Here is a 26,170-nt window from a genome sequence, read left to right as displayed (position 1 = left end):
ACGATATACTCATCTGGAGCCAGACGCAGCAAAACACCTCCCCCTTCAGGCCATACACTGCCATCCCGGGCACGTGGGTCCCATGGCAGAGTGAAGTAATGACGACAGGTAATCTCCAAATCATCGTATGAAAGTATTCGTTCTTTATTCTCTTCATCAAACAAAAGACCGTTCATCACTCCTTTACCCTGATATTTTGTCAATAAAGGCATCAGTTCTTTCAATTTAATATAGCTCTGTACCAAAGGTGCATCTGCTCTATCCGAACCGCTTTCAATAGAGAAAGGACAAAAGCCAATCGCATCATGCTCACCAAACACATAGAAAGCACGTACTCCATCATTCTCTTCCAACCGAATTTCAGGTATAAAGAGAGGATTATTGTGCAGTTTATACTTTGCCACCCAATCAACGAAACCTTTATCATATAAATCCGGAGCCAGAAAATCAATGTTGGGTGCTGCATAATGCCATACATCTATCAAATGAGCCAATGGTCCTGCCGACGGATATTCTCCCGGTTTCCGCCCCCTACTGTTCATTGCTGCATTGACATACAACGGAATATTATAGATAGAACGTGCTAACTTTGCCATTCGTTCTACATACTGCGCATACGACCAGGCCATAAAAATTTCATCCGTATACACGTCTGCACCAAACACTTCCTGCCACGTACCTTTCTTCTTGAATCCCCGGCTCTCCCATTTTGCCAACATTTCGGGATGCAGAGATCTCTTGTTCTTTTGCAAATAGTCGATGAAAAGGGACGGAACTGGTGCATAAAACAGTTTATCCGCTTCTTTGGAATAATCGCGGGCATCTTCCAACATTCCGATTTCGTTTTCTATCTGAATCATGATAACCGTTCCCTCTTCCTTATCCACAGAAGCAATGTGTTTCATCCATTGGGAAAAAGCACGGCTATCCGCCTGAAACACATTATCAGAAAAGGAACTGGCTATTTCGAGGGGCTTCCCTGCTTTCGTATAGGCACGCGGGTATTTCTTATAATCTTCCTTAAACCAGATCGGAGCGTAGCAACTCATTGAGTTTTTCCACGCACCGAACCAAAGGAAAACCACCTTCAAATCATTCGTGCGAGCCTGTTGAATCACTTTATCCGTCAGAGTAAAATCAAATTTACCTTCCTGTGGTTCTGTTAAATCCCAATATGCAGGAACCAGTACCGTATTCAGCCCCATACGTTGCAATTTCGGGAATATACGTTCAATATCTTCAATAGAGGAAGCTGAAGAATTTCCCAATTCACCGCCAATCACCAAGAATGGCTTTCCATCTACCATAAGTTGTGTGGTACTTCCCTGTTTCTGCAAATACGGAAGTTTCTGATGTGCCTGAAGAGGCAAAATAAAAAGGAATAGAATCCCAAAAAGTGTGTTTCTCATAACAATCAGCTTTATCATATTATCTGAAAGCAAAGTTACAACAATATAAAAAAGGAGCACAACGTCTTGTGTTCCTTTTCTATCGGGCAGGTTACAGATGCTTTATGTTACGTTACATTTGCCTTTATCTATACATTATCTCCGATTCTTATACCCTCTATTTGCGTTTCCTAAGTAATTTTTAGAGAAAACTGTTTATATCGCTACTTCTTCACAGTTCTTCTCTTCATTAGATTCTGCCGCATCCAGCCGATTCAACAAATAGCGTACATTTTGAAGATGTATATCATTATTCCGATCCATTTTCTTAAACTGCCAACTGTTTTTAGTGGTATTCAGTATGCAATTCATTAACGTTCCCACGGCATCGGCACTTTGGAAACGATTGGTATTGGAGATTAGCGTATTCATCATGTGCGCCCCGAATCCTCTAATCACCTCTTTCACACTTATCGACTTATAATTACGGATGGCTTCAAAGGCTGCCACATTACTACAAAGCGTACTAGCTAAATCCTCCAGTCTCTTTCGATCTGTTCGTTCCACTAGATAGCTTTCAGGATTCATAAAACGATTGAGAGTCAGATAAAAAGACATCATTTCATCATCGGATGAAAAGATAACGTGCATGAGTTGCGTCACGTCCCCCGGACGAGCCTGCTGGTTGCTTAAAACTTCTTCCATAAGAATTTTAATTAAATGGTGAATAAATTAAGTTCAATGGGGCGATACAGAAGGGTAGTTTTAAGAAATAAAAGAAGCGGTTCCGCCTGTCCCATTGCTCTTCACCATCCACAACAGGCAGTAGGTGCATTAACATCCTACATGGGGGTACGAAACCGCCATATAGAATGATAGGACAAGCATAAAAAAGCCTGCCACATTGATACAGCAGGTTCCCCTGCTGTGGATTTTGATAAAGAGCATTGCAAAGATAGAATATAAAATCAGAAAAGAGAAAAGAAAATCAATATAAATTGAAGTTTACAGCGATCAGTAAAAGACAAAATCTTCTAAAGCTACTTGTAACTATAAGATTCATTTAGGAGGTTCACCGGTTTCACCTTTAGTTGAATGAGTATAAATCAGATGTTTATGGTGAAAGAGATACATAAAATAATAAAGAATTATCCTTCACCTCCTTCACAAAATAAAAGTAAGCGTCTTTTAGTTTTGCACTCGAAAGAGAGACTTCTTATAAGCTTTAAGATTGTTAACGGAGAACTAGTAAGCCCCCAAGTTTAGATAGCTTTTTATCGATATAGCTCCTTAGCAAATATTAACAAGATTGTTTCTCCTTTCTTTCAAATAACCAGACTAAAAGATGCTTATATCGTATAGATTAAGGGTCTATACACCCTATTTGTTGGGCATATAGATCCAATGTATTGGTCATATAGATCTAACACGTTGGATATATATATCGTGCGCCTTGGGTATATATAGCCAACAACTCAAGTATTAATAGCCTAAATACAAAGTATTAATAGTCGATAGCTCAAATGTTAATACTTGATGGAGCGTTTGCTATGAGCTTATTAATTTTAGCTGATAGCATATTTACTTTAGCTTATGGCATATAAAAAGAACAGTGAAGAGTGTGAAGGATGAATATTTCTATATTTTGCGTTTCCTTCCACCATAAACTTCTGATTTATAACTATTCAGCTAACGGTGAAACTGATGAACCTTTATTTAAAACTATTAGAGAATTACATAAGTTCGATATTAATAAATGCAACCGCCGTTACTGTAATGGTGATTTCGTTAATGAAAAACAACACAATATACAATGGGTGGAAGTCTTATCAAAAGAAGCCCTACAAGATTAAAACATAAAACTAAATCCTTTATTGTGAGAAGCTTTATATTTTTGAATTTCCAAAGACAGTGATTTTTTCAATTGCACCGCCATGAAATCCAAAAAAGGCTGGTTGGTTTCATCATCTTGCGCCTGTTGTAAAGAAAGGATATAATCTGCCCTATCCTCCTTAAAAATCTTAGCGGGGAAAAGATGATAGCAGAATTGAATATAGTTCATCAATAAGCGAGCTGCTCTCCCGTTGCCATCCACCCAAGGATGAATAGTCACTAAATTGAGGTGAGCATTAAAACTTAATTCGTATTGTTCACGGAACGTTTCCACATTCTTTTGCCGTTCCTGCAACAAGAAACAAAGTTCTTCTACTTTAACAGGTACTTTTTGATAACCCATATAAGAACGCCCACCTACACCAGCCGTAACGCCATACAAACGGAACTCACCTCTGGAAGAATCGAAAGAGCCGCCTATTGTATTATGCCTTCCCCCTGTTGTCCGCATCAAAGTAGCGTTTAACTTCTGCAAAAAAGCAGGAGTTATAACAGTATTGCGTTGCGCTTCCTTTTTAGCAAGCTCGTATGCTTTCTTCAAGTCCTCATTCATCAGATGATATACCAACGGCTTTCCTTTAGCTGTTACACCTTCATCGAAAAGAAGCTGTGCATCCATTTCGGTTAGTGTAGAACCCTCAATGGCTGTAGAATGGGTAATAAGAGAATAGAGGTAGTACTTCTCATAGTCCACCGACTGACTGATACCGAGTTGCTGAAACTCCTTATACAGTTCCTCTATTTCCAGCCAAATACCTTTTTCCATAATTAGGTTACCTTAATTGTTATTTTTCCCAAAATTACTTCTGATACAACACTTTACCAAGCGAAACGACTACTTTCTTACTATTTTTTTGCAAACGCAGGGAAAATTAGGCAATAAAAAAACGCTAAGTCAATTTGTTGCAATCACTTAGCGTTTTCCGAGTACCCAGACTCTCTGTCATCTCCTTAAAAATCTCTAACCAAACATCTACCTATTTCAACTCAAATGGTACAGTACCTTTAATATCTCTGGATGAACTACCGATGATTGCCTCAAACTTACCCGGTTCGGCCACCCATTCGTGTTTAGCATCATCGAAGAAGCTCAATGCTTTCTTATCAATCGTCAGCGTTACCGCTTTCTCTTCTCCCGGAGCCAGTTTCACTTTTTGGAAACCTTTCAACTCTTTTACCGGACGAGGGAGAGAGGATTTCTTATCACTGATATAAAGCTGAACAACTTCCTGACCTTCACGAGTGCCTGTATTCTTCACATTGACTGTGAAAGAAATGGTATCATCTGCAGTCATTGTTTTCTTGTCGGCCGAGGGTTTTCCATAGGCGAAAGTAGTGTAGCTCAATCCATGTCCGAACGGGAACAGCGGTTTGATTTTCTCTTTATCCGCCCAGCGATAACCTACGAAAATATCCTCCCGATAGATTTCATTAATGGTGTCCCCTCTATGTTTAGACTGTGCCAGTTCTTCTTTATTACCCGGATATTCTCCCAGTTTATGAGCCCCTACATCTTCCAGTTTTGCAGGGAAGGTGAAAGGAAGTTTTCCTGAAGGGTTAGTGTCTCCCACCAATATGGAAGCAAGAGCTGTTCCGGCTTCCGAACCTAAGAACCAACCCTGAACAATAGCAGGCACTTCATTCACCCAAGGCATGGCCACAGCATTGCCGGAGATATTGACCACAATCAGGTTTTTATTCACCTTTGCCAGTTCACTTATCACTCTATCCTGCGCATAGGGTAAACCTAAAGAAGCACGGTCCGAATCTTCACAATCCTGATGATTGCTCTTGTTCAAGCCACCGAAGAAGACTACATAGTCGGCATCTTTAGCCACTTGCAAAGCTTCTGCAAGCAATTCATCTTCCGAACGGTTATCTTTCAAGTCCTGACCGGTTTTCACACCGTTATACTCTCCTGTCGGGTCGCCTACATACCCACGGGCATATACTATTTCTGCTTTTGAGCCCACACGACTTTTCAGTCCATCCAACGGAGAAATTTCATATTTCACTTTCAAAGAAGAGCTACCACCGCCCACAGTCATCATCTTAATGGCATTTTCACCGATAACGGCTATTTTCTTAGCTTTATTCAAATCGATAGGCAATAAGTTACCGTTGTTCTGCAACAGTACAATCCCTTCTTCTCCAATCTGACGTCCGGCTTGCCCGTGTTCGGGAGAACCTAAAGAGCCAAATGGTTTGTGCGGGTCCATTGAAGTACGGAAAATCAGACGAAGGACATTACTAACCTTTTCATCCAATTCTTTTGTTCCTACTTTACCTTCCTTGATTAATTTCAGGTAAGGGAAAGCAAGGAAATAATTATCATAGGCATTTCTCGTTCCGGCAGACAGTCCGTTCGTCCATGAACCAAACTCGAGGTCCATGCCATTGTGAATCGCTTGCTCGGTATTGTGCACACCTCCCCAGTCGGACACTACGACACCGTCAAAGCCCCATTCATCGCGAAGTATATCTTTAAGCAGGCGTTTGTTGTGACAAGCATGCTGTCCCTGATAAAGATTATAAGAGCCCATAATCGACCATGTTCCACCTTCCTGAACAGCCGCTTTAAAAGCAGGCAGGTATATCTCATAAAGAGCACGATCACTTAATTGTACATTGGTGGTATGACGGTTGAATTCCTGATTGTTCAATGCATAATGCTTCACGCAAGCAGCCACTCCATTCTCTTGCACACCTTTGATGTAAGGAACCACCATTGTGGCAGAGAGGTACGGATCTTCTCCCATATATTCGAAGTTACGTCCGTTCAAGGGTGTACGGTAGATATTCACACCGGGGCCCAACAGAATATCTTTTTTGCGATAACGAGCCTCTTCACCGATACTTTTTCCGTAAAGATGAGACATTTCGGGATTCCATGTAGCAGCAAGACACGTCAGTGCCGGATAGGCAATACAAGAGTCGTTTGTCCATCCTGCCTGATCCCATTCGTCCCACAACACTTCCGGACGGATACCGTGAGGACCATCAGTAGCCCATACTTCCGGGATACCAAGACGGGGAACGCCTGCCGAACTAAATTTAGACTGTGCATGAATCATCTTTACCTTTTCTTCAAGGGTCATCCGGTTCAACGCATCTTTCACTCGCTCTTCAATAGGCTTACCTGTGTCCAGATACACCGGTTTCTGCGCAAAAGCAGACAGTGCAGTCATCACAGACAGGCCAAGTAACATTGCTTTGAATTTCATGTTCATTTATGATATAAGAAATAAGTTCATTCTTTATTTATATAGACTCTCAAATGGGGGATATTTCCTAGTTGCGGATGAGTTTATTAATATTTATTATACTTATATCCCTTCCGCAACCGGTAATCCTCTGTTTCTATTCTGTTTTTAATACTACACTGTTCATGCTTTGTGCCAGATTCTCAATCGTTGATTTCGAGCCATCCAACGGAGCATAGATTTCCAGACTGGACTTCAACATTCTTCCGTCACAGAGTTTATCAATTTCTTCCTGGTTCATAGCCGAACGGTAGAAGAATAATTCACTGTATTCTCTGCTGTTCGCAGAAGTATTGTCACCAATCGTAAACTTACCAACAGTCAGTTTTTCACCTAGTTCTCCTGCCAGTGCTTTATCTGTATATAGCAGTGTACGTCCCTGCGCATAATAATGGGTCAAAGAAACAACATGCCACTGGTTATCGGTGACACTCACCGCACCTTTTATTTCACCTGTCAATGGAGAATGATATACTACAACTCCGTCCTGAATCTTCAATGTTCCGGTTGCATTGCTGCCATTCAAAGCTTCGGACATAGAGCAGATACCTACCGGAGGGGATAAGGAGCTTATGAAATACATTGTATTATCGGTCGTGGTTCTCCTTATTATAATAGGCGTTACCATCAGCTACGAGGATATTCTGTCAGACCTTCAGTAATTACAGACCAGCCGAAGCTCTTACCAATAAAAGTATTATCTTTGTTGCATGAAAAAATTAGTCATCGTAGGATGTGGACGACTTGCAGAAATCGTTGCGGATGCAGTTGTCAAAGGCTTATTAGCAGATTATAATCTGGTAGGTGTCTATTCGCGTACGGCATCAAAGGCAGCGCACATCGTAAATAAAATGCAGCAACATGGCAAGCCTTGCATTGCTTGCACCACATTGGAAAAGTTATTGGCATTAAAGCCTGATTATCTGGTAGAATCGGCCTCTCCTGCGGCTATGCGGGAATTGGTTTTACCAGCATTGAGAAACGGAACGTCTGTCATTACCTTGTCTATCGGTGCTTTGGCAGACGAAGCATTCTATCGGGAAGTGACAGAAACCGCCAGGGCAAATGGTACACGGGTCTATATCGCATCCGGAGCTACCGGTGGATTCGACGTTTTAAGAACTGCCTCCCTGATGGGAAATACGACGGCTCGCTTCTTCAATGAAAAAGGTCCTAACGCACTCCAAGGGACGCCCGTTTATGATGATTCTTTGCAAACGGAGCAGCGTACCGTTTTCTCCGGCAGTGCTGCGGAAGCTATTCGCCTCTTTCCAACCAAAGTGAATGTTACAGTTGCCGCCTCACGAGCTTCTGTCGGTCCGGAGAACATGCAGGTATCCATACAATCTACTCCCGGATTTGTGGGAGATACGCAAAGAGTAGAAATAAAAAATGACCAGGTGCATGCCGTAGTAGACATTTATAGTGCTACATCGGATATTGCAGGGTGGTCAGTAGTGAGCACCCTGATTAATATCGCTTCACCCATTGTATTCTGACAGATTGGCCAGTACTTTTGCGCTCAGGCGGTCAAACGCCTGACGCGTGCGGCCAGTAGACACCTGCATACAACGTACATGCGGATGATTGAGCAGCTGCTCACCCCCCAACGCGCCTATCGTGTCACAAAAACAAAGGTTATCACCTTCCAGCCATTCAGCAAAAGCAGCCTCATCCCATGCCGGTGACAAACCGGTATTGAATAAGATCTTCCGGTTACCCATCTGCTTAAATTCCTCTTCATGCAGCAGAACCGTATTTTTATTAAGGCAGCAGCAAATGACTTCACTCTCTGCAAGGAGTTTCCCCAATGGCAAAAAGCGATATCCTTTGGCAGTAGCCGCTTCTTTCTCACTGCGGGCATAATATGAAATATCAGCACCAAAGAATTTCAAGGCATCCGCTATCATGCCACCAGACTTACCAAGTCCGATTATTCCGACTTTCAATCCGGTGATCTCCCGAGGCAACTCTTCCCACGGTTCCTGCTCAAAGCCGTGCAAACAGCGCACCAACTCACTGACTACATATTCCACCACTCCCTCGTCACCATAATCCCGGATACCTGTTACCGTGATACCTCGTTCATTGGCATAACGAATATCAACATTGGCACTCTCGGGAGAATAGAGTGAACAACACATTCCAATGTATTTCACATTCGGACAACATTCAAGTACATATCGGTTGATACGGGAGGTGTAACTCAAAAGCACCGCATCAGCATCTCCGATACGGGCAATTATTTCATCATCATTCGCAGGTATATCAGGATACATCACCACCTGACCGGCAAATGAATACAACGCTTTTTCGGCCGACGGAACCAGACTGACCGGTTCTATAGCTACAAGTTTCTGAAACATCGTTTTTTTATTTTAGAAGTATTATACAAACATATATGGTTACGGGATTAGCAACCCAACATGGGCGCTAAGATACAAATTTCCAGCCATAATATCATTTAAAGATGAATGATTACGGTACGTTTTAGGCACATGAACGCAAGTTAAACAGGTACATTCAGAGTCCACTACTCGCCGTCCGGCTCCTTGGGTGGCGGCGCAATGAAGTGCATCTGATTGCCTCGTCCCTCTCGCTTGATAATGCCCTCGGCTGCAAAGGATTTGAGGTCAGCGAGCGCGGTGTTCTTCAGCCGTCCTGTGAGTTGGGTATACGCTGTCCTTGTAATAAACCCATGTTGCCGGATATATTGCAGTACAATCTGTTTCAGTTTTTCGCTGTCACACTTTCTTGAGGTATTAAAGTCTATGTATTTTCTACGCTCCAGATCGCCCCGAACGCCTGTCCGGAATTCCTTAGAAGCACGGAAGTTCACCCCGTTGAAAGAAACGGAGTTGGAACGCAAGTCTTTCTTGTCTTCCACCAAACGGGATGTCACCTTGGCGGAGAAGAACCCAAACTCTCCCAGTTCTACCCGGAATCCCTCGCCCAGATAGTCGAGTGTTTCGTCCCGCAACTCGGAAAGGATCCCTTCTATCATCCCCTCCTTAAATCCGGTTCTCTTGGCTACTGCCCGAATAAGCTGCTTTGCCGTAATTGTTCCGCTATAAACAATGTCGGCATACATCGTTTCAGTCTCGCCCTCTTTCGTGGTGAGGGACGGTTTCTTCTTTAAATTGTAATAAGCCATCTTTCTTTTCTAACTATGATTAAGAACTTTCAGTGCAGAGATTAATGTATTTTTGTGCAGTCGGGAAGTCGTCACCTTGCAAGGTGACCATTGTTACTTTATAGAAGGACAAATGGCATCTTATAAAGTGATAAATGTCACTCTATAGCGTGACATCCCCTTAGTGAAAGGAGGAAAATCTGTAAAGGTACAAAATTAAGAGGCGAAAAGCAAGAGGGAGAACCTTATTTCTATTATGATACGGTTATACTATTAGTCCTTAAACTTAATCTTCAGAATCTTGCCGATAGCCGGTTTATACTTCTGCAACATTCTGTCAAATCCCAAGTCGTTCGGATGGGTCCCATCTACAGTCCCCTCATGGTCTGTCCCCAAGAATTGGTCTTCTTTTATGAAATACAGTTTTTTGACATTCTTCTTTCGCAATACTTCTACCTGTTCAGCGATGGCTTCGTTCTGCCGTTTCACATTCTCGCGAGCTTTCTGGTTGAAATTACCAGTTTCACGTATCAATGTCTGTATCACAATAATAGGTGTATCCGGATGCTTCTGGCGCAACGTCATTACAAATTCAACAGTCCGGTCGGTTATCTCTTTGGGAGAAGGATTAGGAATACAATCGAGAATGAAAGCATCTGCATCAATATCCGCCAACATCTCGGCAACCTCTTTCTCCATCTTGCCGTTTCCGCTCAATCCTAAATTGATAAAATTATATCCGCTGCTACGGGACAAACGAGCCGGATAAGCCATACCGGGACGACTGGCAGATGCTCCCTGCAAAATACTGGACCCGTATACCACTATCTTTTCTTTGAACGGATTTTCTCCTTTACGTATATGCGCATCAGAAGAAACGCCTATTTCCAGACTTTTCAATTCATCATATAAAGGCAGATACAGCAGGCATTCTTTCTCTTCCGTACCCATATTATCAACAAGCACTTTTTCCGTAGTCACACCACCCGGTATCCCTACTCCGGCAAATTGCCATTTTCCATCCCGTTTGATATACAAATCCAGACCTTTCTGAGCAACTCTGGTCAGATTGGGTAGCTGGTAATTATCAGGAACCGTCCATTTGGCTTTTATGACGGGGCTATTCGTTGTAAAAGAGATAGCCAGACCGGCAGAGTTTGTGAACAATTTCTTCACAGTGGGAGGCATTGTACGATACTTGGCTGTATCTACCCGATGGAAATATTCGCCTTCAGTGGTTGCTTTGCCTACCAGTAAAAGCTCTTGAGCCGGCACATAGGTAAAATTGTTCTTTTGTTGCCCGAATGTTGTAAGGGGAAACATCATCAGACCCAAACAAATACAGACATTACGTGTTAAGTTTCTCATGGTCAGTTTAATATTAACAGTTTATTAATCGTCAGTATATTACAGTAATGTCAAAAACTATTTATAAATCAATGTGGATAAATACTCCTCTGCAAACATCTCATTGGCAACTTCCAACAACATCTCTGCTGTTAGCTCTTCTATACGCTTAAAAACAAGCTCGGATGATTCATACTTATGATAATGCAGGAATGTTTTCGCCATCCCTAACGCATTATTCTCAAAGTTATCGGACGCTACTCCGATTTGTCCGATCAACTGCTTCTTCGCTGCCGCCAACTGGGAGGAAGTCATCTTCGTATCGCGCATCCGCTTCAATTCCTTATAAGTCAAATTCAGGCAAGTATCCATGTCATCCACATCCGTCCCGAAATAAATACAGAAAGCTCCCGTATCCGTATAGGAAGTCAGATTGGATTCGACATTATAGACCAATCCTCTGCGTTCGCGAAGGGACACATTCAGTTTACTATTCATTCCGGGACCTCCAAGGACATTATTCAGCAGATAGAGTGCAGTACGTTTGTCATCATACGCATTATAGCCACGGCTACCGATCATGACATGCGCCTGATGTGTATCTCTGGCCACTGTCAAATGTTCCGGCACATACAGAGGCGGAGGTGTACGGCGATTCTCTACCTTCACATCAGGAATATCCAACAGGTATTTTTCTACCAGACGGATGATTCTCTTGAACTCGTATTGCCCCTGAACAAAAAACACCATATTTCCCGGTTGGTAAAAACGGCGGGTAAACGATAGAACATCTTCCGTGCGAAAACTCCGCAGAAGTTCCGGTTTACCAAGAATGTTTCTTCCCAATGGATGATTGCGGAAGATCATGTCTTCAAAATCATCAAATATCAGTTCCGACGGAGTATCTTCATACGACTGGATTTCATCGATAATGACCTCCGTTTCTTTTTCTATCTCATGTTGAGGAAAGGTTGAATGAAATACAATATCCCCCAACAACTCAAGCGCACGTTCCAGATGTTCTTTCAGGAAAGCGGCATAGACAACAGTTTCTTCCTTATTTGTGTAAGCATTCAAGTCACCACCTACATTCTCCATCCGGTTGAGGATATGCCAGGCTTTCCGCTTCTCCGTTCCCTTAAAAATCAGATGTTCTACAAAATGGGCCATTCCCTGCTCATTCTCCGCCTCATCACGGGTTCCGGCATCAATCGCAAAACCACAATAAGCTACTTTTGAGAGGGTTGGTTCATGGATAATACGCAGGCCATTTGGCAATGTATATTCGTTACCTTGCATCGTTTTATACTTCCTTATTGAATTAATGCCACAAAAATACAATAAAACTTATTGCTGTTTATAGAAAATTGCAGATATTTGTGGACTATAACAGCAACAACGTATATGGAAAAGATAGGAATATTCTGTTCCGCCTCCGATAACATTGACAAAATGTACTTCGAAAGCGCCAGCCAAATAGGCAAATGGATGGGGCAGACAGGCAAAACCTTGATATATGGAGGAGCCAGCCTCGGATTAATGGAATGCATAGCTCGTGCCGTGAAAGAAAATGGCGGTAAGGTTATTGGAGTAGTTCCTGCCAAACTGGAAGAGAATGGCAAGGTAAGCACTCTGTTAGATGAAGAAATTCATACCCGTAACTTGAGTGACCGCAAAGATATCATAACGGAGAAGTCGGAGGTATTGGTTGCACTCCCCGGAGGCGTCGGTACTCTTGATGAGATTTTCCACGTAATAGCCGCTGCCTCTATCGGATATCACCGGAAGAAGGTCATTTTCTACAATGAATATGGTTTTTATGACGAGCTATTAAAAGCGCTCCACACCCTAGAGGACAAAGGTTTTGCACGACAGCCTTTCTCAACCTATTACGAAGTAGCAAACACATTAAATGAATTAAAAGAAAAAATAAACTAATCCTATATGATAGACTCCATCAAACAACTTTTGCAACAGGAAGCACAAGCTGTGCTCAACATCCCCGTAACAGACGCTTATGAAAAAGCGGTGAAACTGATTGTAGAACAAATACATCAGAAAAAGGGAAAACTGGTAACTTCCGGTATGGGAAAAGCCGGGCAGATTGCTATGAACATTGCTACGACTTTCTGTTCCACCGGTATTCCATCCGTCTTTCTGCATCCCAGCGAGGCGCAACACGGGGATTTGGGTATCTTACAAAAAAACGATCTACTCCTGCTGATCTCTAACTCTGGCAAGACACGTGAGATTGTGGAATTAACCCGCCTGGCCCATAATCTGGACCCGGATCTGAAGTTTATCGTTATCACCGGAAATCCGGATAGTCCGCTGGCAAAAGAATCGGATGTCTGTCTAAGTACCGGCAAGCCTGCAGAAGTCTGTGTGTTAGGAATGACTCCTACTACATCCACTACTGCCATGACAGTGATCGGAGATATATTGGTAGTACAAACCATGAAGGAAACTGGATTTACTATCGCTGAATATTCAAAACGTCACCACGGCGGTTATCTGGGAGAAAAATCAAGATCACTATGCGAAAAGTAATCGGTATCGGAGAGACCATCCTCGATATCATCTTTCGAGGTGACCAGCCTTCTGCCGCCGTACCGGGAGGTTCTGTATTCAACGGTATTGTCTCATTGGGACGAATGGGAATAAACGTCGGCTTCATCAGTGAAACCGGGAATGATCGTGTAGGCAATATTATCCTGCAGTTCATGCGTGAGAATCATATCCCAACGGACCATGTGAATGTATTCCCGGATGGAAAATCACCCGTATCTTTAGCCTTCCTGAACGAGCAGAGTGATGCCGAATATATCTTCTACAAAGACTACCCGAAGCAACGTCTGGATGTTTTGTTTCCGAAACTAGAAGAAGACGACATTGTCATGGTGGGTTCTTATTACGCACTGAATCCGGTTCTAAGGGAGAAGATTCTCGAATTACTAGATCAGGCACGTGAAAAGAAAGCCATTATCTATTATGACCCGAATTTCCGTTCTTCACACAAGAACGAGGCCATGAAGCTGGCTCCGATCATTATTGAAAATCTGGAATATGCAGACATTGTACGCGGTTCTTTAGAGGACTTTCTATATATGTATAACATGCAGGATATAGACAAGATTTACAAGGATAAAATCAAATTCTACTGTCCCCGGTTCATCTGTACTGCAGGTGCGGAAAAGGTAGCGTTACGCACTAATCTGGTCAATAAAGATTATCCGATAGAACCATTACAAGCAGTCAGTACTATTGGAGCTGGTGATAACTTCAATGCAGGGCTGATCTACGGATTACTCAAATACGATGTCCGATACCGCGATCTAAATAACTTGAATGAAGAGATCTGGGATAAAATAATCCAATGCGGGAAAGACTTCGCAGCTGAAGTTTGCCGAAGTTTCAGCAATTCGGTTTCGGTGGAGTTTGCACAAAAATACAAATAACAATTATTTCCTAATTTTATATAGGCATTTCTGAAAAAGATTCCATATCAAACCGATATTTACTTTTACGGTTCGGTATGGAATTATAAATCTCAAACATGAGAATTAAATCACAAGCTAGCATTTATCAAATATTATATTTACCTTTATCCCAAATTCAACTTTAGCGATAAAATCTAATATAATCATGAGAAAGTTCATTTTACCTGTATTACTCTGCTTTATTTTTATCAATCCGGCTACAGCTAACGATGAAATCAAGTCATTGCTAAAAACATTAGATAAAGCCCTAAAGTATAAGTTAGATTATGCAGAACAAAAGCAAGAGCAAATAGATAGTCTGAAAATAGAACTGAAGTTACACCATAAAATACGCAAAAAAGTACAAATAGCCGAATTATTATGTTTCTCCTATTCTTCCTTTCAAAAAGATTCCGCTTTAACCTATGCTATTCATATGAATGAGTTGGCTCAAGAAAGTGGAGATGGAGAGCTTATCATAGAAGCCAAGCTAGACTATGCACGTATTTTATCTTCCATGGGATTTTTCAAAGAGGCATTGTCCATCGTCAATCCCATACAACATGAATTATTGTCTCCCAAACTTAAAGTGGAATACTTCCTCGGGCAAGCCACTATCTACAATCACCAGAAGAATTTTGCTTCCAGTGAAATAGAATCACGCAAGAATGATTTGATAGAACAAACTTATCGCGACTCCTTACTCCAATGCGCAGAAGTCCCTTCCAATATACGGGCTTTCACAATTGCTCCTATCCTGCTACACAAAAAGAAATATAATGATGCCATCCATATGCTTGACAGCGCTTATTTAAGCTATCCCCAATATTCGCGGAATGCCGGTATATTAGCATATTCATTAGCCTCCGCCTATCAAGGCAAAGGCGACTCTAAGAATGCGGTCAGATACTTTACCATATCCGCCATATCTGATGTAATAAACGGAACTAGAGAAAACCGTTCTTTGCGAATATTGGCAAAACTTATTTTTGAGAGCGGAGATATAGATCGGGCATACGCATACATGAAAAATGCGATGGAAGATGCGATTTTATGTAATGCAAGAATTAATACTATCGAAGCCTCGGATATGTATCTCTTCATTGACAAGGCTTTTCAAGAGAAAGAAAAACGCAAATTTGTTATTATCAGTAGCCTACTTAGTTCGCTGTGCCTTGTCTGCATCCTATTATTTATACTTTTTACCCAACTAAAGAAGCAAAAGAAAAAAGTGGAACAAGCCAATAAAAGCCTGTCATACCATTTGGATGAAATACAAAACATAAATTCTGCACTGGCTGATAACAATAAGATAAAGGAAGAATATGTGGGATTATATATGGAACAATATACCAACTATATCACTCAAATAGACAGTTTCAAGAAAAGAGCTCTTAAAATAGCAAAGAGTGAAGATATCAGTAAAGTGGTTTCTTTCCTCAAGTCTTCGCTAAACACAGAAGAAGACTTAGCAGAGTTTTATAATAATTTCGACAAAACAATCCTCAACTTATTCCCAAACTTCGTAGCAGACTTTAATGCGCTCTTATCACCAGAGAATGCCATAATACCCGGCACTGGCAAACTGCTAACTCCCGAATTAAGAATCTTCGCACTAATTCGGTTAGGAATCACGGACAGTGTAAAAATAGCCCATTTCTTGCAATATTCGCTGTCTACCATTTACAATTACCGCTCGAAAATGAGAAGCAAAGCTATTGGCGATCGTAACTCTTTCGAAGAAAGAGTGGGACGTATCGGGCAATAAAAGGCTACTCTCACCATGATAAAAAAAACACCCACTGCAATAAGCTGTTTTCTCTCATTACAGTGGGAATAATATTTTCTCATATTGGTACTAAAAAGCCCTTTACACACATCTGCCTACATCAAGGATTGACTTTGACAATCTGTTCCCATTTCAGTTTCGTCGGGTAGCCCCAATCAGGTTTAGTGGGGTCACAGAAATCACCGACAGACGCCATTCGGGCATAAAGTAATTTAGTAAGCTCTTCACGTTTCTTACTATACTTAGGATTATCATAAAGATTATTCATTTCCATTGGGTCGGCCTTAAGGTCGAAAAGCTGCGGATGACGCTGACCGTCTACATTATAAAGTATAAGTTTGAAGCCATCCTTCTTGATGGCTCGTTGAAGGTTGATATATGTTAATAGTATATCCTTGCGCTTTTTCACATTTGGATCCTGTATGGTTTGCGCCAATGAGATTCCCTTAACAGTGGTCGGTACCTTTATATTCGATAAATCACAGAGGGTGGGATAAAGGTCGTACAGATAACAATAGGCATCACTCATCATATTCTTCGGGATATTAGGTCCGCATATCACCAAAGGTACTCTCACCGCCGCTTCATACAGATTCTGCTTACCCAGCAGTCCATGTTCTCCGATACAAAGGCCGTTGTCTGCTGCAAATACGATGATGGTGTTATCGGCCTTGCCGCTTTTTTCAAGCATATCAAGGATATGCCCTATCTGAACATCTACCTCGTTCACCATGCTGTAATAGTTGGCTCTTTCGGCAAGTACCTGTTCCGGTACACGCGGAGTAGGCAACAGTTTTTCATCGCGTTCATTGAGATCACCGTTATCAAACGGATGCTGTGTAATAAAATTCTTTGGCATCGTAATTTCCTTGCTATCATATTTGCGCCCGTAATCAGGTAACACGTTACGCGGGTCGTGCGGTGAAGTAAATGCGACATACATTAGAAACGGGTTATCGTTCGATGCATTTGTTTCAATGAACTTGATGGCGGCATCGGCATACAACTCAGACGAGAAAGTATTGAGTGATGCGCTTACCCATTGACCATTTTTGTATTTCCCTGTCGGGTCGTACTCATGCAGATAAGGGCATCGGTGTCCCTTTTCTTCCTTTTCATTTCCATAGGGATGCATTCCTCCGAAAAAAATGTTCGCACCCGTAGAGAACGAACGGTTGAATGCAGCTTTGTCACTGTGCCATTTGCCGGTTCCAAAGGTTGTATAGCCGTTCTCACGGAACAGCTCGGGAAATGTTTTCTCATTTTTGGGGATGACTTGTCCGTTGCGGTGTACGTCCATCAGACCGCGTCCGGTAAGAAGCATCGCACGACTGGGCTGCGAGATGGCACCGTTGAGTCCACCCATTACATGAGTTTGGGTGAATGACATACCCTGATTGACAAGTCTGTCCATATTCGGAGTCTGAATTTCATTATTACCCCAAGCATGGATAGTGCTGAATGTCTGGTCATCCGTTAGCAATACAAGTACATTGGGGCGTTTCGGGCTATTCTCTTTATTGTCTTTTTCTGAATTTGCTCCGAATGCAGAAGAGCCTCCAAAAGGTATGTTCAACATTGCCGGAAGGCATAGGAATAGGGTCTTGTTTTTCATTTTAAAATTCATCATACTAGTTTTATTTTATGATTTAAGTTTCTATTTAGATGGTGCTTGGCAAGGGACTGCTCCCCAAGCACGATAATGCTTAGTCATTGCATTGTTCAATTTTCGAAACATATCTCCTTGCAAAGGTAGTGGAGTAGTTTCCAAAGAGTCTTCCTCCAAATTAAACATCTGTACTTTTTCAAAGGGAAGATTCTGTAAAAGTTTGTACTCATTATACCTCACCGCACTCTGCGACTTCCCCCCAAATTGCGGACCACCTTCATTTCGAAGCCAGAAAACGAAACGATCTTCTGTATTCTGTTTCTTTCCCTTAATGGCATCCAATACAGAAATACCATCTATCTCATGCCTGACCGGTACATTCACAAAATCACAAATAGTAGGCATAAGGTCCATCATCACAACAAAATGGTTGTCACGTCGACCGCCTTCGAAAACTCCTGGCATATTCAGAGCACAAGGGACATGGATACCTCCCTCAAACATATCGCCTTTGGCACCCCGGGTAGGCCCATTGTTTGCCATACTTCCCCGGTCCCCTCCATTATCAGAAGCAAATATTACCAATGTATTACTCAACTGACCGCTTTCCTCGAGAGCCTGCATCACTTTACCTATATTATCATCCAAATGTTCAATCAGGGCTATCAGCCGTGCACGCTTGACCGGTAACGACTTGTCTCTTTCCTGTACCTTGTTCACCCACTCTACCGGTGGTTGTAAAGGAGAATGGGGGGCATTGTAGGCAAGATAAAGAAAAAAGGGATTCTTCTCTTTTGCCTCTTTCTTAATATAATCCACACTCCATGAAGTAAACAATTCGGTAGCATGACCTTTGGGGGTAATTTCTTTGTCGTTCAGATACATGTAATTTCCTCCCTGCCGCTGATGCGTGTAATAGTCATCCATCATATCTGCAAGGAAACCATGAAAATGCTCGAATCCTCTCTCATTCGGAAGATTCGGACTTTTCCAGCCTAGATGCCATTTGCCAATTAGTGCAGTTCTGTAGCCACCATTTTTAAGTATCTCAGGCATGGTGACGGCAGACGGATCGAAATAACCCCAATTTTGATCGATGGAAGGACGGATGACCCCTGGTACTCCTACCATAGCCGGAAAACGTCCGGTCAACAGTGCGGCACGCGAAGGAGAAGACACGGATGAATTAGCGTAAAAGTTATCCAAACGCACTCCAGTTTCAAAGATGCGATCAATATTTGGAGTACTCAAATCTTTAGCATATTGGCAGGACAAATCGCCCAATCCAAGATCATCTACAAGAATCAGTAAAACATTGGGAGTAGCTTTATCAACCGTATTCGAAGCCAAAGCTGCACCGGAAGTCATAGTAGTTCCCAATGCCAGCAAGGCTATTTTTTCTATCTTCATAGTTACTATGTATATTAAGTGTTATTTTTATTCGTACGTCGTACTTTTCGAGCAAACTGGTCAGGAACTTCTGAATAGACGGACTTGGCCCAGCGAGTAATCTGTTCATCCAGTCTTTTAACTAATTCAGGTTCCTGCTCACTCATATTATTTTCCTCGTATGGATCATTGTCCAGGTCAAACAAATGCAATGTAATTTTTCCCTTTTGGTTGTAACGAACCAGCTTCCATTTGCCATCTCTCACAGAGATAGTCTTATTACCATTTCCCCAAAACAAAAGTCTCTGAGAAAGCTCCTGCCCCTTAAACAAAGGTATCAGAGAAGCTCCATCCAACTTCTTCTTCGAGTCATCATAATGAATGTTCGCCATGTCCAGCATAGTCGGAAAAAGATCGAAACTCATCACGGTCTGTTTGCACATTGTTCCTCCTTTGACAGTTCCAGGCATATAACAAATACCAGGGACACGGTGTCCTCCTTCCCATGGAGCTCCCTTCGCACCTCTATACCCTCCGGTAGAACCTCCATTATTTACCACCGGACCATTATCAGAGAAAAAGACAACGAACGTATTCTTGTCCAATTTATATTTTTTCAACGTTTCCAGAATCCGTCCCACACTCCAATCCAATTCCTCTACCATATCTTTATAAATTTCCTTATTTGGCCTGTCGGAGTTTTTATCCCCTTCCAGAGTAGCCTCTGTACGGATCGCCTTTTCATTAGGTCCCTGCATAGGAGAGTGAGGAGCCGCATGCGCTATATATAGACAAAATGGTTTATCCTTATTTTCTTTTATGTAATCCTCGGAAAGCGTTGTTAGTAAGGTTGTTGTATATCCCGGCATATTTTTCATTTCCAAACCGTCCCACCAGTCCACATCTCCATAACGGTTGCGGTGACTCTGATAGTCGACATTTCCGGATTTAAAACCTACAAATTTCTGAAAGCCAAAGTTCATCGGATGATGTTTCTGCAAGTATCCTAAATGCCATTTACCAATCAAAGCTGTCCGGTATCCATTGTCTCCCAAGATTTTTGCAAAAGTTATTTCTTCTGACGGAAGTCCTACCTCCTTATCTTTATCATCTCGGGGTACCAAAAGAACTTTCTCCAAGCCAGCTCTCTGTTGATAACGCCCAGTTAAAAGCCCACAACGCGTCGGACTACTGACTGAACCATTCGAATGGAAATCTGTGAACATCATCCCCTCCCGGGCCATTTGATCAATATTCGGAGTCTTTATATACTCATTGCCGTATATGCCCACATCACCATACCCCATATCATCTGCAACGATAATGACAAAGTTTGGTTGTTTTTGGGCCATCATTTCAACGGGAGAAAATGCTGCTAAAGCACAAGTAGCGGCTACGAAATGTCTCGAGTGATTCTTCATAATTTTATGCGAATTTGGTTGTTGAAAGGAAAACAATACTTTTATTTCATGCAAATATACGAAATGCTCATTCCATTGAAACCTCCTAGATTTTATTTTGATGAAAAATATAAGTAGCTTAAAAGGTATCATGCTAATAATCAGCAACATAAAATATAATTAAATAGCAATTATGTAGCTACAAAAAGGAAAAGAAAAAAGCACTACCATCTTATATTCAGTACATCCATCAGCATTAAACAATTCACATAGTCATTACATTTTATCATCAAATATTTTAGATAACATACTACTAATAAGCAAGTTAAATATTATCTCTTTTACAAATTCTCCTTTTAGCTTTTACATACCATAGGAGATATACATATTGATTGTATTTTTGTGGCATAACTAAATTTACTACTATATGAGAAATATGATTTCTATCCGCATTCTCTTTTTAACTATTGTATTTTCCATATTTGAAGTTTCTTCATATACAGGTGGAAATACATACGCACAGAATGCCCGAACATTTGCAACAGGAACCGTTGTTGACGAGCAAGGACAACCCATACCAGGTGTGAATGTCCTTTGCCAAAACTCCAATTATGGAACAACCACCACTATCGATGGAACTTTCAAGATTCAAACAAAAGGTAAGAATCCAGTTCTTGAATTTTCGTTCATCGGGTTTCAGAAACAGGAGATCACAATCAAAGACCCCAAAAAGCTTATTAAAGTAGTCATGATTGAAGATGGCTATATGTTGGATGAAACCGTAGTTATCGGCTATGGAACCCAAACAAAGAGAACGATAACATCTGCCATGACTTCCATCAAATCCGAAGAATTATCTGGATATGTAGGCTCTTCTATCGAACAAACCATCTCAGGTTTAGTCCCCGGAGTTCGTATACAGACTTCCGACGCGACTCCTGGTGGTGATATCAATGTAGAAGTCCGCGGTATCGGTACCGTTACTGCAGGCTCGGAACCTTTATATATTGTCGACGGAATACCGATGGAAGGCGGCCTGTCTGCTGTCAATCCTGATGACGTAGCCAATATTCAGATTCTGAAAGATGCCGCTTCAACTGCCGTATATGGCTCACGTGGTGCCAATGGTGTAATACTTATCACTACCAAGCGCGGTGAAAGTACCAAACCGACAGTAACCATCAATGCTTCAACCACCATAGCACAAATACAACATAAATTCGAATTAATGAATACAGCCCAATTATTGGAATATTATAAGGATAAGAATCTGAACGAAAGATTTCGTTACACGACAAACCAAAATCAAGACTATTTCCCTTTCGACGAGAATCTCAACACTGACTGGCAAGATGCCATCTTCCAGAATGCCATTCAGCAGAAATACAATCTGTCTATCGCTGGAGGAGGTAAAAATATGCGTTACCGAATCTCAGGCGAATATTTCGACCAAGAAGGGATCCTGATATGTACCGGAATGAAGCGATTCGCTTTCCGTTCCAACTTCGACATCGAATTAAATAAGTGGGCAAAAGTAACTGTCAACTTTGCTCCTACATTTATCAATCAGAAAAGAACAAGAGAAGGTGGAGAAGGATCAAACAGCGTAATCCGAACTGCAATCTCCATGTATCCCTTTTTCCCGGTCAAACTTCCTAATGGAGATTATTTCTCTACATTAGAGTACAACTTGGCCCCAACTAACATAGCCGATTCAAGAGACCCCGAAACCGGTGCCTTCCCAACGCTTTCCGATTCGCCATTGGCCGACAATCAAGACAATCCAGTCAGAATCGCTCACGAATACAAAAACGAGACGAGTCAGAATCGTATTATCGGTGGGCTTAACTTCGAATTGAAATTGGCTAAAGGGTTAACGTTTAAACCGTCATTGGCCATTGATTTCATGTCATCCGAGAACTCAATATGGTACCCAGCTTCCATTGGCAAAAACCGTACCGACTCTGAGGCTTCCACCACTATGACTCGCAAACTCATGTGGATTAACGAAAATATACTGACCTATCAGAAAGAATTCGGAGATCATAACATCAGTGCTGTAGGAGGTGTCACTATACAAAGTAACCAACTCAACAAGCTTTACACGTCCGCCTACCATTTTGCAACAGAATCTCTCCCTTCCATCAACGGAGGTGTAGTCAACGGAGGTTCTTATGATAAGACTGAAGATCGTATGCTATCCTATATAGCCCGACTGACCTACGACTACAAAAGAAAATATATGATTCAGGGAGTATTTCGTGCAGATGGTTCAAGTCGTTTTGGAAAGAACAACAAATACGGTTATTTCCCCTCCATTTCCGCAGGATGGGCCATGACGGAAGAGAAATTCATGAAGCCACTCAAGAAAGTACTTAGTGAACTGAAATTACGAGGTAGTTTTGGTCTGTCTGGCAACAATGCTATCGGAGACTACAACTATGAGACCAAAATGTCACAGCAATCGTATATAGTCGATGGTTCTGTCGTAAGTGGTTGGGCTCCGTCAAACATTGCGAATCCGGACTTGAAATGGGAAGTGTCCAAACAGACTAATTTAGGTGTAGACATAGGACTTTTCCACAACCGAATATTCATGCAACTTGATTTGTACAAGTCTATCACTTCCGATATGCTTCTGAATACAATCGTTCCAAGCACTTTAGGAGTTTCACGCATGTTACAAAACGTCGGTTCCGTTGAAAACAAAGGTATCGAGTTCAATATTGTATCCCGCAACCTGACCGGCAAATTCAAATGGACAACTACGTTCAACATCTCCGCCAACCGGAACAAAGTATTGGCACTAGGACTTGATTCTGAAGCCATCACTGATGGAGTGGCAGAATCAAACATCACTAAAGTAGGCTATCCGATAGGTATGTTCTACGGAAATGTATTCGGCGGCATTTATCAGTCAATGGAAGAAATTCAAGCATTGCGGAATGACCCTTATTCAGGACTGGCTTTCGACCCGAACGTTCGGCCGGGAGACTGTAAATGGTACGATCTCAACGGCGACGGACTTTATGATGACAATGACCGTACTATTATAGGAAATCCTTACCCGCGTTTCAATGCCGGTATGGTCAACACATTCTCATACAGAAACTTTTCATTTAGTTTTCAGTTGAACGGACAATACGGAAATCAGATTTACAACTATACATTACGTGAGACACTGCGCGGAAACAACAATAACAATCTTTCCATCAAAGTAGTAGATAGATGGCGTTCGCCCGAATCGCCGGGTAACGGCTTAGCAGACCGTACTTACACCTCCAATGATGTACGTCCAACCACGGAAATGAGTAAATTTACCAACCGATATCTTGAAGACGGTTCTTATCTGTCCATCCGTAACATCCAGCTTTCATACACATTCGACAAGAAAACGCTCCGAAAAACCTTTCTGAATGGATTAGTACTAAGTTTCAATATTGACAACTTGCATACTTTCACTAAATATACCGGTATGAACCCTGAAGCCAACACATTCCGTTCGGCTACCGCACCGGGTATCGACCGTACCGGATATCCTTTATCTAGAAATTTCACCATAGGGCTGAAAGCTACATTATAAATCTAAAGCATGAAAAAGAATATGAAGAATCTGAAGAATATATTTACAGTGGCACTGATCGCCACCTGCATGTCCGGTTGTACCGGTTTTCTAGATATTGAGCCGGAAACCACTTTAACGGGTAAAAATTTCTACAAGTCACCTGATGATATACGTTCAGCATTGTACTCAACTTACTCTTCATTGAGAGATAACGGGCTGTATTCGGCCAGCATCTATCTTTTCGGTGATGTGCGTTCGGATGTTGCATTTCCAAATCAAACTAATTACTATGCCAATACTTTCCGACATGAAATTGAAAAATTTACCATATCTGCCAACAATAGTGGAAACCAAAACTATTGGGCTCATCACTACAAAGGAATCATAAGAGCCAATACAGTCATCGAAAAAGGGAAAGAACTCTTCGGGAATGATGAAACCGTTCAGAAATACATTGCAGAGGCCGAAGTACTACGTGCCCTTTTCTATTTCAACTTAGTTCGCGCTTACGGTGGAGTACCCATCATCATGGATATTCCACAAGAATACACCGATTCCAGAGGTCATCTGCGTGCATCTGCAGAAGAGGTCTATATACAGATTCTCACCGATCTGACTTCTGCCATCGAATCGAACAACCTCTATAGATCGACAAACAGCGGAGAAAAAACTCCGACAGGAAGAGTTGACAAATATGTGGCAGAAGCCTTACTGGGAAAAGTACTCCTATCTATGCCAAACGACATCACAGAAGCCGCTTACCCCGATGTAGAAACATGGAAAGATATATCCATTAATCCGAATATTACCGTATTTTATCCGGAAACAACCACTACGCAATATGAAGCTGCCAAGTATTATCTGGAAGATGTGATAAACAATGGAGGATATGAATTATATCCGAATTTCAGCGAATTGTTCAAATCCACCAACAAACATTCATGCGAGTCTATATGGGAAGTGGAATACAAAACCGGTCAAGTGGAAGGATTGGGAAGTCCGTTCTATACTCTTTTCTCACCTGCTTCTTATGCACCTCGTAATAAAGCCAATTCAAACGGATATATCCCGTCTCCCATTTCAAATCAAGGAAACGGTGCATGCTCACCGACCGGATATTTTATGGATATGGCAAAAAAATGGGATTCTATGTATCCCGATTATCAATATGAAGTACGAAAATTTGATGATGTTATCTACACCGATACACGCATTAGCAACGGTAATATCAAATTAGATACGGACGGCATTTCTTATCTCCCGGTTAATGAGAACAAAGATTATCCGCAAGACGTTGCATATCCTTACGATCCTTATACCGGTACCTCTTTCCGGACTTCTGTAAAAGGCTTTAATGCAGATAACCAGTGGATGTGCGGCAAATACATGAGCTCATCAGAGTATAAAGTAAATGATTCTGATGACAATTGGTATATCCTCCGTTTTGCGGACATACTGCTGTTATTGGCAGAAGCAGAAGCGCATATCAGTGACGGGATCCTGTCACAAAGCGTTTTAAATAAAACAATCAACCTTGTACGGGAAAGAGCCGGCATTGTTCCGTATCTTGCGTCTGGAGACCCTAATAAAGAATGGGTCTTAGATACTCCAGAAAAAGTTTATCAAGCAATCTATGACGAACGGGCATTGGAGTTGGCTTTCGAAGGTCACCGCTGGTTTGACCTCGTTCGTTCAGGAAAAGCTGTAGAAGTAATGAATCAACACTTCACCGACTTCTATAATGCCTATACTTCCAACAGTTCTCCTAATGTAAACAACTATTATATGAAGAGTGAAAAATTTGAGATTGATCAATACTGTACCTTATTCCCAATTCCGTCACAGGAAATACGTTCCAATCCCAAACTGACACAGAATTATGGTGCAAGATGACAAATGTTATATAAACGAAAGG

Annotated in this window: 19 protein-coding genes; 7 read left to right on the top strand and 12 right to left on the bottom strand. The window is 41.7% G+C overall.

Annotation, left to right across the window (positions count from 1 at the left end; translation table 11 throughout):
* The 5 genes from ACT8YW_RS09745 to ACT8YW_RS09725 all read right to left on the bottom strand — a co-directional run.
* A partial coding sequence (locus tag ACT8YW_RS09745) for a GH35 family beta-galactosidase (protein ID WP_444104778.1) occupies positions 1-1,409 on the bottom strand: 1,409 nt, incomplete at its 3' end.
* A 195-nt stretch (positions 1,410-1,604) separates the two neighbouring features.
* On the bottom strand, positions 1,605-2,093 hold the full coding sequence (locus ACT8YW_RS09740; RefSeq protein WP_444104777.1) for a hypothetical protein: 489 nt from the start codon (positions 2,091-2,093) through the stop codon (positions 1,605-1,607).
* Positions 2,094-3,237: 1,144 nt separating this feature from the next.
* Complete coding sequence (locus tag ACT8YW_RS09735; RefSeq protein ID WP_444104776.1) at positions 3,238-4,047, bottom strand: Fic family protein; 810 nt, start codon at positions 4,045-4,047, stop codon at positions 3,238-3,240.
* Positions 4,048-4,258: 211 nt separating this feature from the next.
* Complete coding sequence (locus tag ACT8YW_RS09730) at positions 4,259-6,511, bottom strand: glycoside hydrolase family 3 C-terminal domain-containing protein (RefSeq protein ID WP_008648984.1); 2,253 nt, start codon at positions 6,509-6,511, stop codon at positions 4,259-4,261.
* Positions 6,512-6,641: 130 nt separating this feature from the next.
* The gene (locus tag ACT8YW_RS09725; RefSeq protein ID WP_444104775.1) at positions 6,642-7,127 is read right to left on the bottom strand and encodes a hypothetical protein; all 486 of its coding nucleotides are present in this window, start codon (positions 7,125-7,127) and stop codon (positions 6,642-6,644) included.
* A 127-nt stretch (positions 7,128-7,254) separates the two neighbouring features.
* On the opposite strand from ACT8YW_RS09725, the gene ACT8YW_RS09720 reads away from it, so the two are divergent.
* The gene (locus ACT8YW_RS09720; RefSeq protein WP_444104774.1) at positions 7,255-8,043 is read left to right on the top strand and encodes an aspartate dehydrogenase domain-containing protein; all 789 of its coding nucleotides are present in this window, start codon (positions 7,255-7,257) and stop codon (positions 8,041-8,043) included.
* Here the strand turns inward: ACT8YW_RS09720 and ACT8YW_RS09715 are convergent.
* The 4 genes from ACT8YW_RS09715 to ACT8YW_RS09700 form a co-directional block, all read right to left on the bottom strand.
* The gene (locus tag ACT8YW_RS09715) at positions 8,026-8,910 is read right to left on the bottom strand and encodes a D-isomer specific 2-hydroxyacid dehydrogenase family protein (RefSeq protein WP_444104773.1); all 885 of its coding nucleotides are present in this window, start codon (positions 8,908-8,910) and stop codon (positions 8,026-8,028) included. The genes ACT8YW_RS09720 and ACT8YW_RS09715 overlap by 18 nt on opposite strands.
* Before the next feature lie 167 nt (positions 8,911-9,077).
* The gene (locus tag ACT8YW_RS09710) at positions 9,078-9,698 is read right to left on the bottom strand and encodes an HU family DNA-binding protein (protein ID WP_444104772.1); all 621 of its coding nucleotides are present in this window, start codon (positions 9,696-9,698) and stop codon (positions 9,078-9,080) included.
* 252 nt (positions 9,699-9,950) lie between these two features.
* Positions 9,951-11,045, bottom strand: coding sequence for an SGNH/GDSL hydrolase family protein (locus ACT8YW_RS09705; RefSeq protein ID WP_444104771.1), 1,095 nt, complete (start codon positions 11,043-11,045; stop codon positions 9,951-9,953).
* 57 nt (positions 11,046-11,102) lie between these two features.
* On the bottom strand, positions 11,103-12,323 hold the full coding sequence (locus tag ACT8YW_RS09700; RefSeq protein WP_444104770.1) for a M16 family metallopeptidase: 1,221 nt from the start codon (positions 12,321-12,323) through the stop codon (positions 11,103-11,105).
* A 105-nt stretch (positions 12,324-12,428) separates the two neighbouring features.
* Here ACT8YW_RS09700 and ACT8YW_RS09695 point away from each other — a divergent pair, with 105 nt between their 5' ends.
* The 4 genes from ACT8YW_RS09695 to ACT8YW_RS09680 all read left to right on the top strand — a co-directional run bounded on the left by ACT8YW_RS09695 (position 12,429) and on the right by ACT8YW_RS09680 (position 16,271).
* Entirely contained in the window at positions 12,429-12,962 is a 534-nt protein-coding gene (locus ACT8YW_RS09695) for an LOG family protein (protein WP_004311906.1), read from the top strand.
* Positions 12,963-12,968: 6 nt separating this feature from the next.
* Positions 12,969-13,574, top strand: coding sequence for an SIS domain-containing protein (locus ACT8YW_RS09690; RefSeq protein WP_004298060.1), 606 nt, complete (start codon positions 12,969-12,971; stop codon positions 13,572-13,574).
* On the top strand, positions 13,562-14,482 hold the full coding sequence (locus tag ACT8YW_RS09685; RefSeq protein ID WP_117933512.1) for a carbohydrate kinase family protein: 921 nt from the start codon (positions 13,562-13,564) through the stop codon (positions 14,480-14,482). The genes ACT8YW_RS09690 and ACT8YW_RS09685 overlap by 13 nt, the downstream gene beginning before the upstream one ends.
* A gap of 187 nt (positions 14,483-14,669) precedes the next feature.
* Entirely contained in the window at positions 14,670-16,271 is a 1,602-nt protein-coding gene (locus tag ACT8YW_RS09680) for a DUF6377 domain-containing protein (RefSeq protein ID WP_444104769.1), read from the top strand.
* Between the two features lie 121 nt (positions 16,272-16,392).
* Here the strand turns inward: ACT8YW_RS09680 and ACT8YW_RS09675 are convergent, their stop codons facing one another.
* Genes ACT8YW_RS09675 through ACT8YW_RS09665 form a run of 3 tightly spaced genes read right to left on the bottom strand, consistent with a single transcriptional unit; the run spans position 16,393 to position 20,711 of the window.
* The gene (locus ACT8YW_RS09675) at positions 16,393-17,922 is read right to left on the bottom strand and encodes a sulfatase-like hydrolase/transferase (protein WP_444104768.1); all 1,530 of its coding nucleotides are present in this window, start codon (positions 17,920-17,922) and stop codon (positions 16,393-16,395) included.
* A 27-nt stretch (positions 17,923-17,949) separates the two neighbouring features.
* On the bottom strand, positions 17,950-19,311 hold the full coding sequence (locus ACT8YW_RS09670; protein WP_444104767.1) for a sulfatase family protein: 1,362 nt from the start codon (positions 19,309-19,311) through the stop codon (positions 17,950-17,952).
* 14 nt (positions 19,312-19,325) lie between these two features.
* Positions 19,326-20,711: a sulfatase-like hydrolase/transferase gene (locus ACT8YW_RS09665; protein ID WP_444104766.1), complete on the bottom strand. Its 1,386-nt coding sequence runs from the start codon at positions 20,709-20,711 to the stop codon at positions 19,326-19,328.
* Positions 20,712-21,117: 406 nt separating this feature from the next.
* Here ACT8YW_RS09665 and ACT8YW_RS09660 point away from each other — a divergent pair, with 406 nt between their 5' ends.
* Both ACT8YW_RS09660 and ACT8YW_RS09655 read left to right on the top strand, forming a co-directional pair.
* On the top strand, positions 21,118-24,273 hold the full coding sequence (locus tag ACT8YW_RS09660) for a SusC/RagA family TonB-linked outer membrane protein (protein ID WP_444104765.1): 3,156 nt from the start codon (positions 21,118-21,120) through the stop codon (positions 24,271-24,273).
* A 9-nt stretch (positions 24,274-24,282) separates the two neighbouring features.
* Complete coding sequence (locus ACT8YW_RS09655; RefSeq protein ID WP_444104764.1) at positions 24,283-26,148, top strand: RagB/SusD family nutrient uptake outer membrane protein; 1,866 nt, start codon at positions 24,283-24,285, stop codon at positions 26,146-26,148.
* Positions 26,149-26,170: the final 22 nt, after the last annotated feature.

Source organism: Bacteroides sp. (assembly GCF_052357945.1).
GTDB lineage: Bacteria > Bacteroidota > Bacteroidia > Bacteroidales > Bacteroidaceae > Bacteroides.
Note: the sequence above shows the minus strand (reverse complement) of the source record. Positions and strands in the feature narration are given on the sequence as shown.

Excerpts from the sequence above, each read along its gene's own strand:
- ACT8YW_RS09670 (WP_444104767.1), bottom strand. The coding sequence starts at position 19,311 with ATGAAGATAGAAAAAATAGCCTTGCTGGCATTGGGAACTACTATGACT.
- ACT8YW_RS09715 (WP_444104773.1), bottom strand. The coding sequence starts at position 8,910 with ATGTTTCAGAAACTTGTAGCTATAGAACCGGTCAGTCTGGTTCCGTCG.
- ACT8YW_RS09725 (WP_444104775.1), bottom strand. The coding sequence starts at position 7,127 with ATGTATTTCATAAGCTCCTTATCCCCTCCGGTAGGTATCTGCTCTATG.
- ACT8YW_RS09710 (WP_444104772.1), bottom strand. The coding sequence starts at position 9,698 with ATGGCTTATTACAATTTAAAGAAGAAACCGTCCCTCACCACGAAAGAG.
- ACT8YW_RS09720 (WP_444104774.1), top strand. The coding sequence starts at position 7,255 with ATGAAAAAATTAGTCATCGTAGGATGTGGACGACTTGCAGAAATCGTT.
- ACT8YW_RS09740 (WP_444104777.1), bottom strand. The coding sequence starts at position 2,093 with ATGGAAGAAGTTTTAAGCAACCAGCAGGCTCGTCCGGGGGACGTGACG.
- ACT8YW_RS09675 (WP_444104768.1), bottom strand. The coding sequence starts at position 17,922 with ATGATGAATTTTAAAATGAAAAACAAGACCCTATTCCTATGCCTTCCG.
- ACT8YW_RS09660 (WP_444104765.1), top strand. The coding sequence starts at position 21,118 with ATGAGAAATATGATTTCTATCCGCATTCTCTTTTTAACTATTGTATTT.
- ACT8YW_RS09680 (WP_444104769.1), top strand. The coding sequence starts at position 14,670 with ATGAGAAAGTTCATTTTACCTGTATTACTCTGCTTTATTTTTATCAAT.
- ACT8YW_RS09700 (WP_444104770.1), bottom strand. The coding sequence starts at position 12,323 with ATGCAAGGTAACGAATATACATTGCCAAATGGCCTGCGTATTATCCAT.
- ACT8YW_RS09685 (WP_117933512.1), top strand. The coding sequence starts at position 13,562 with ATGCGAAAAGTAATCGGTATCGGAGAGACCATCCTCGATATCATCTTT.
- ACT8YW_RS09705 (WP_444104771.1), bottom strand. The coding sequence starts at position 11,045 with ATGAGAAACTTAACACGTAATGTCTGTATTTGTTTGGGTCTGATGATG.
- ACT8YW_RS09665 (WP_444104766.1), bottom strand. The coding sequence starts at position 20,711 with ATGAAGAATCACTCGAGACATTTCGTAGCCGCTACTTGTGCTTTAGCA.
- ACT8YW_RS09690 (WP_004298060.1), top strand. The coding sequence starts at position 12,969 with ATGATAGACTCCATCAAACAACTTTTGCAACAGGAAGCACAAGCTGTG.
- ACT8YW_RS09695 (WP_004311906.1), top strand. The coding sequence starts at position 12,429 with ATGGAAAAGATAGGAATATTCTGTTCCGCCTCCGATAACATTGACAAA.
- ACT8YW_RS09730 (WP_008648984.1), bottom strand. The coding sequence starts at position 6,511 with ATGAACATGAAATTCAAAGCAATGTTACTTGGCCTGTCTGTGATGACT.
- ACT8YW_RS09735 (WP_444104776.1), bottom strand. The coding sequence starts at position 4,047 with ATGGAAAAAGGTATTTGGCTGGAAATAGAGGAACTGTATAAGGAGTTT.
- ACT8YW_RS09655 (WP_444104764.1), top strand. The coding sequence starts at position 24,283 with ATGAAAAAGAATATGAAGAATCTGAAGAATATATTTACAGTGGCACTG.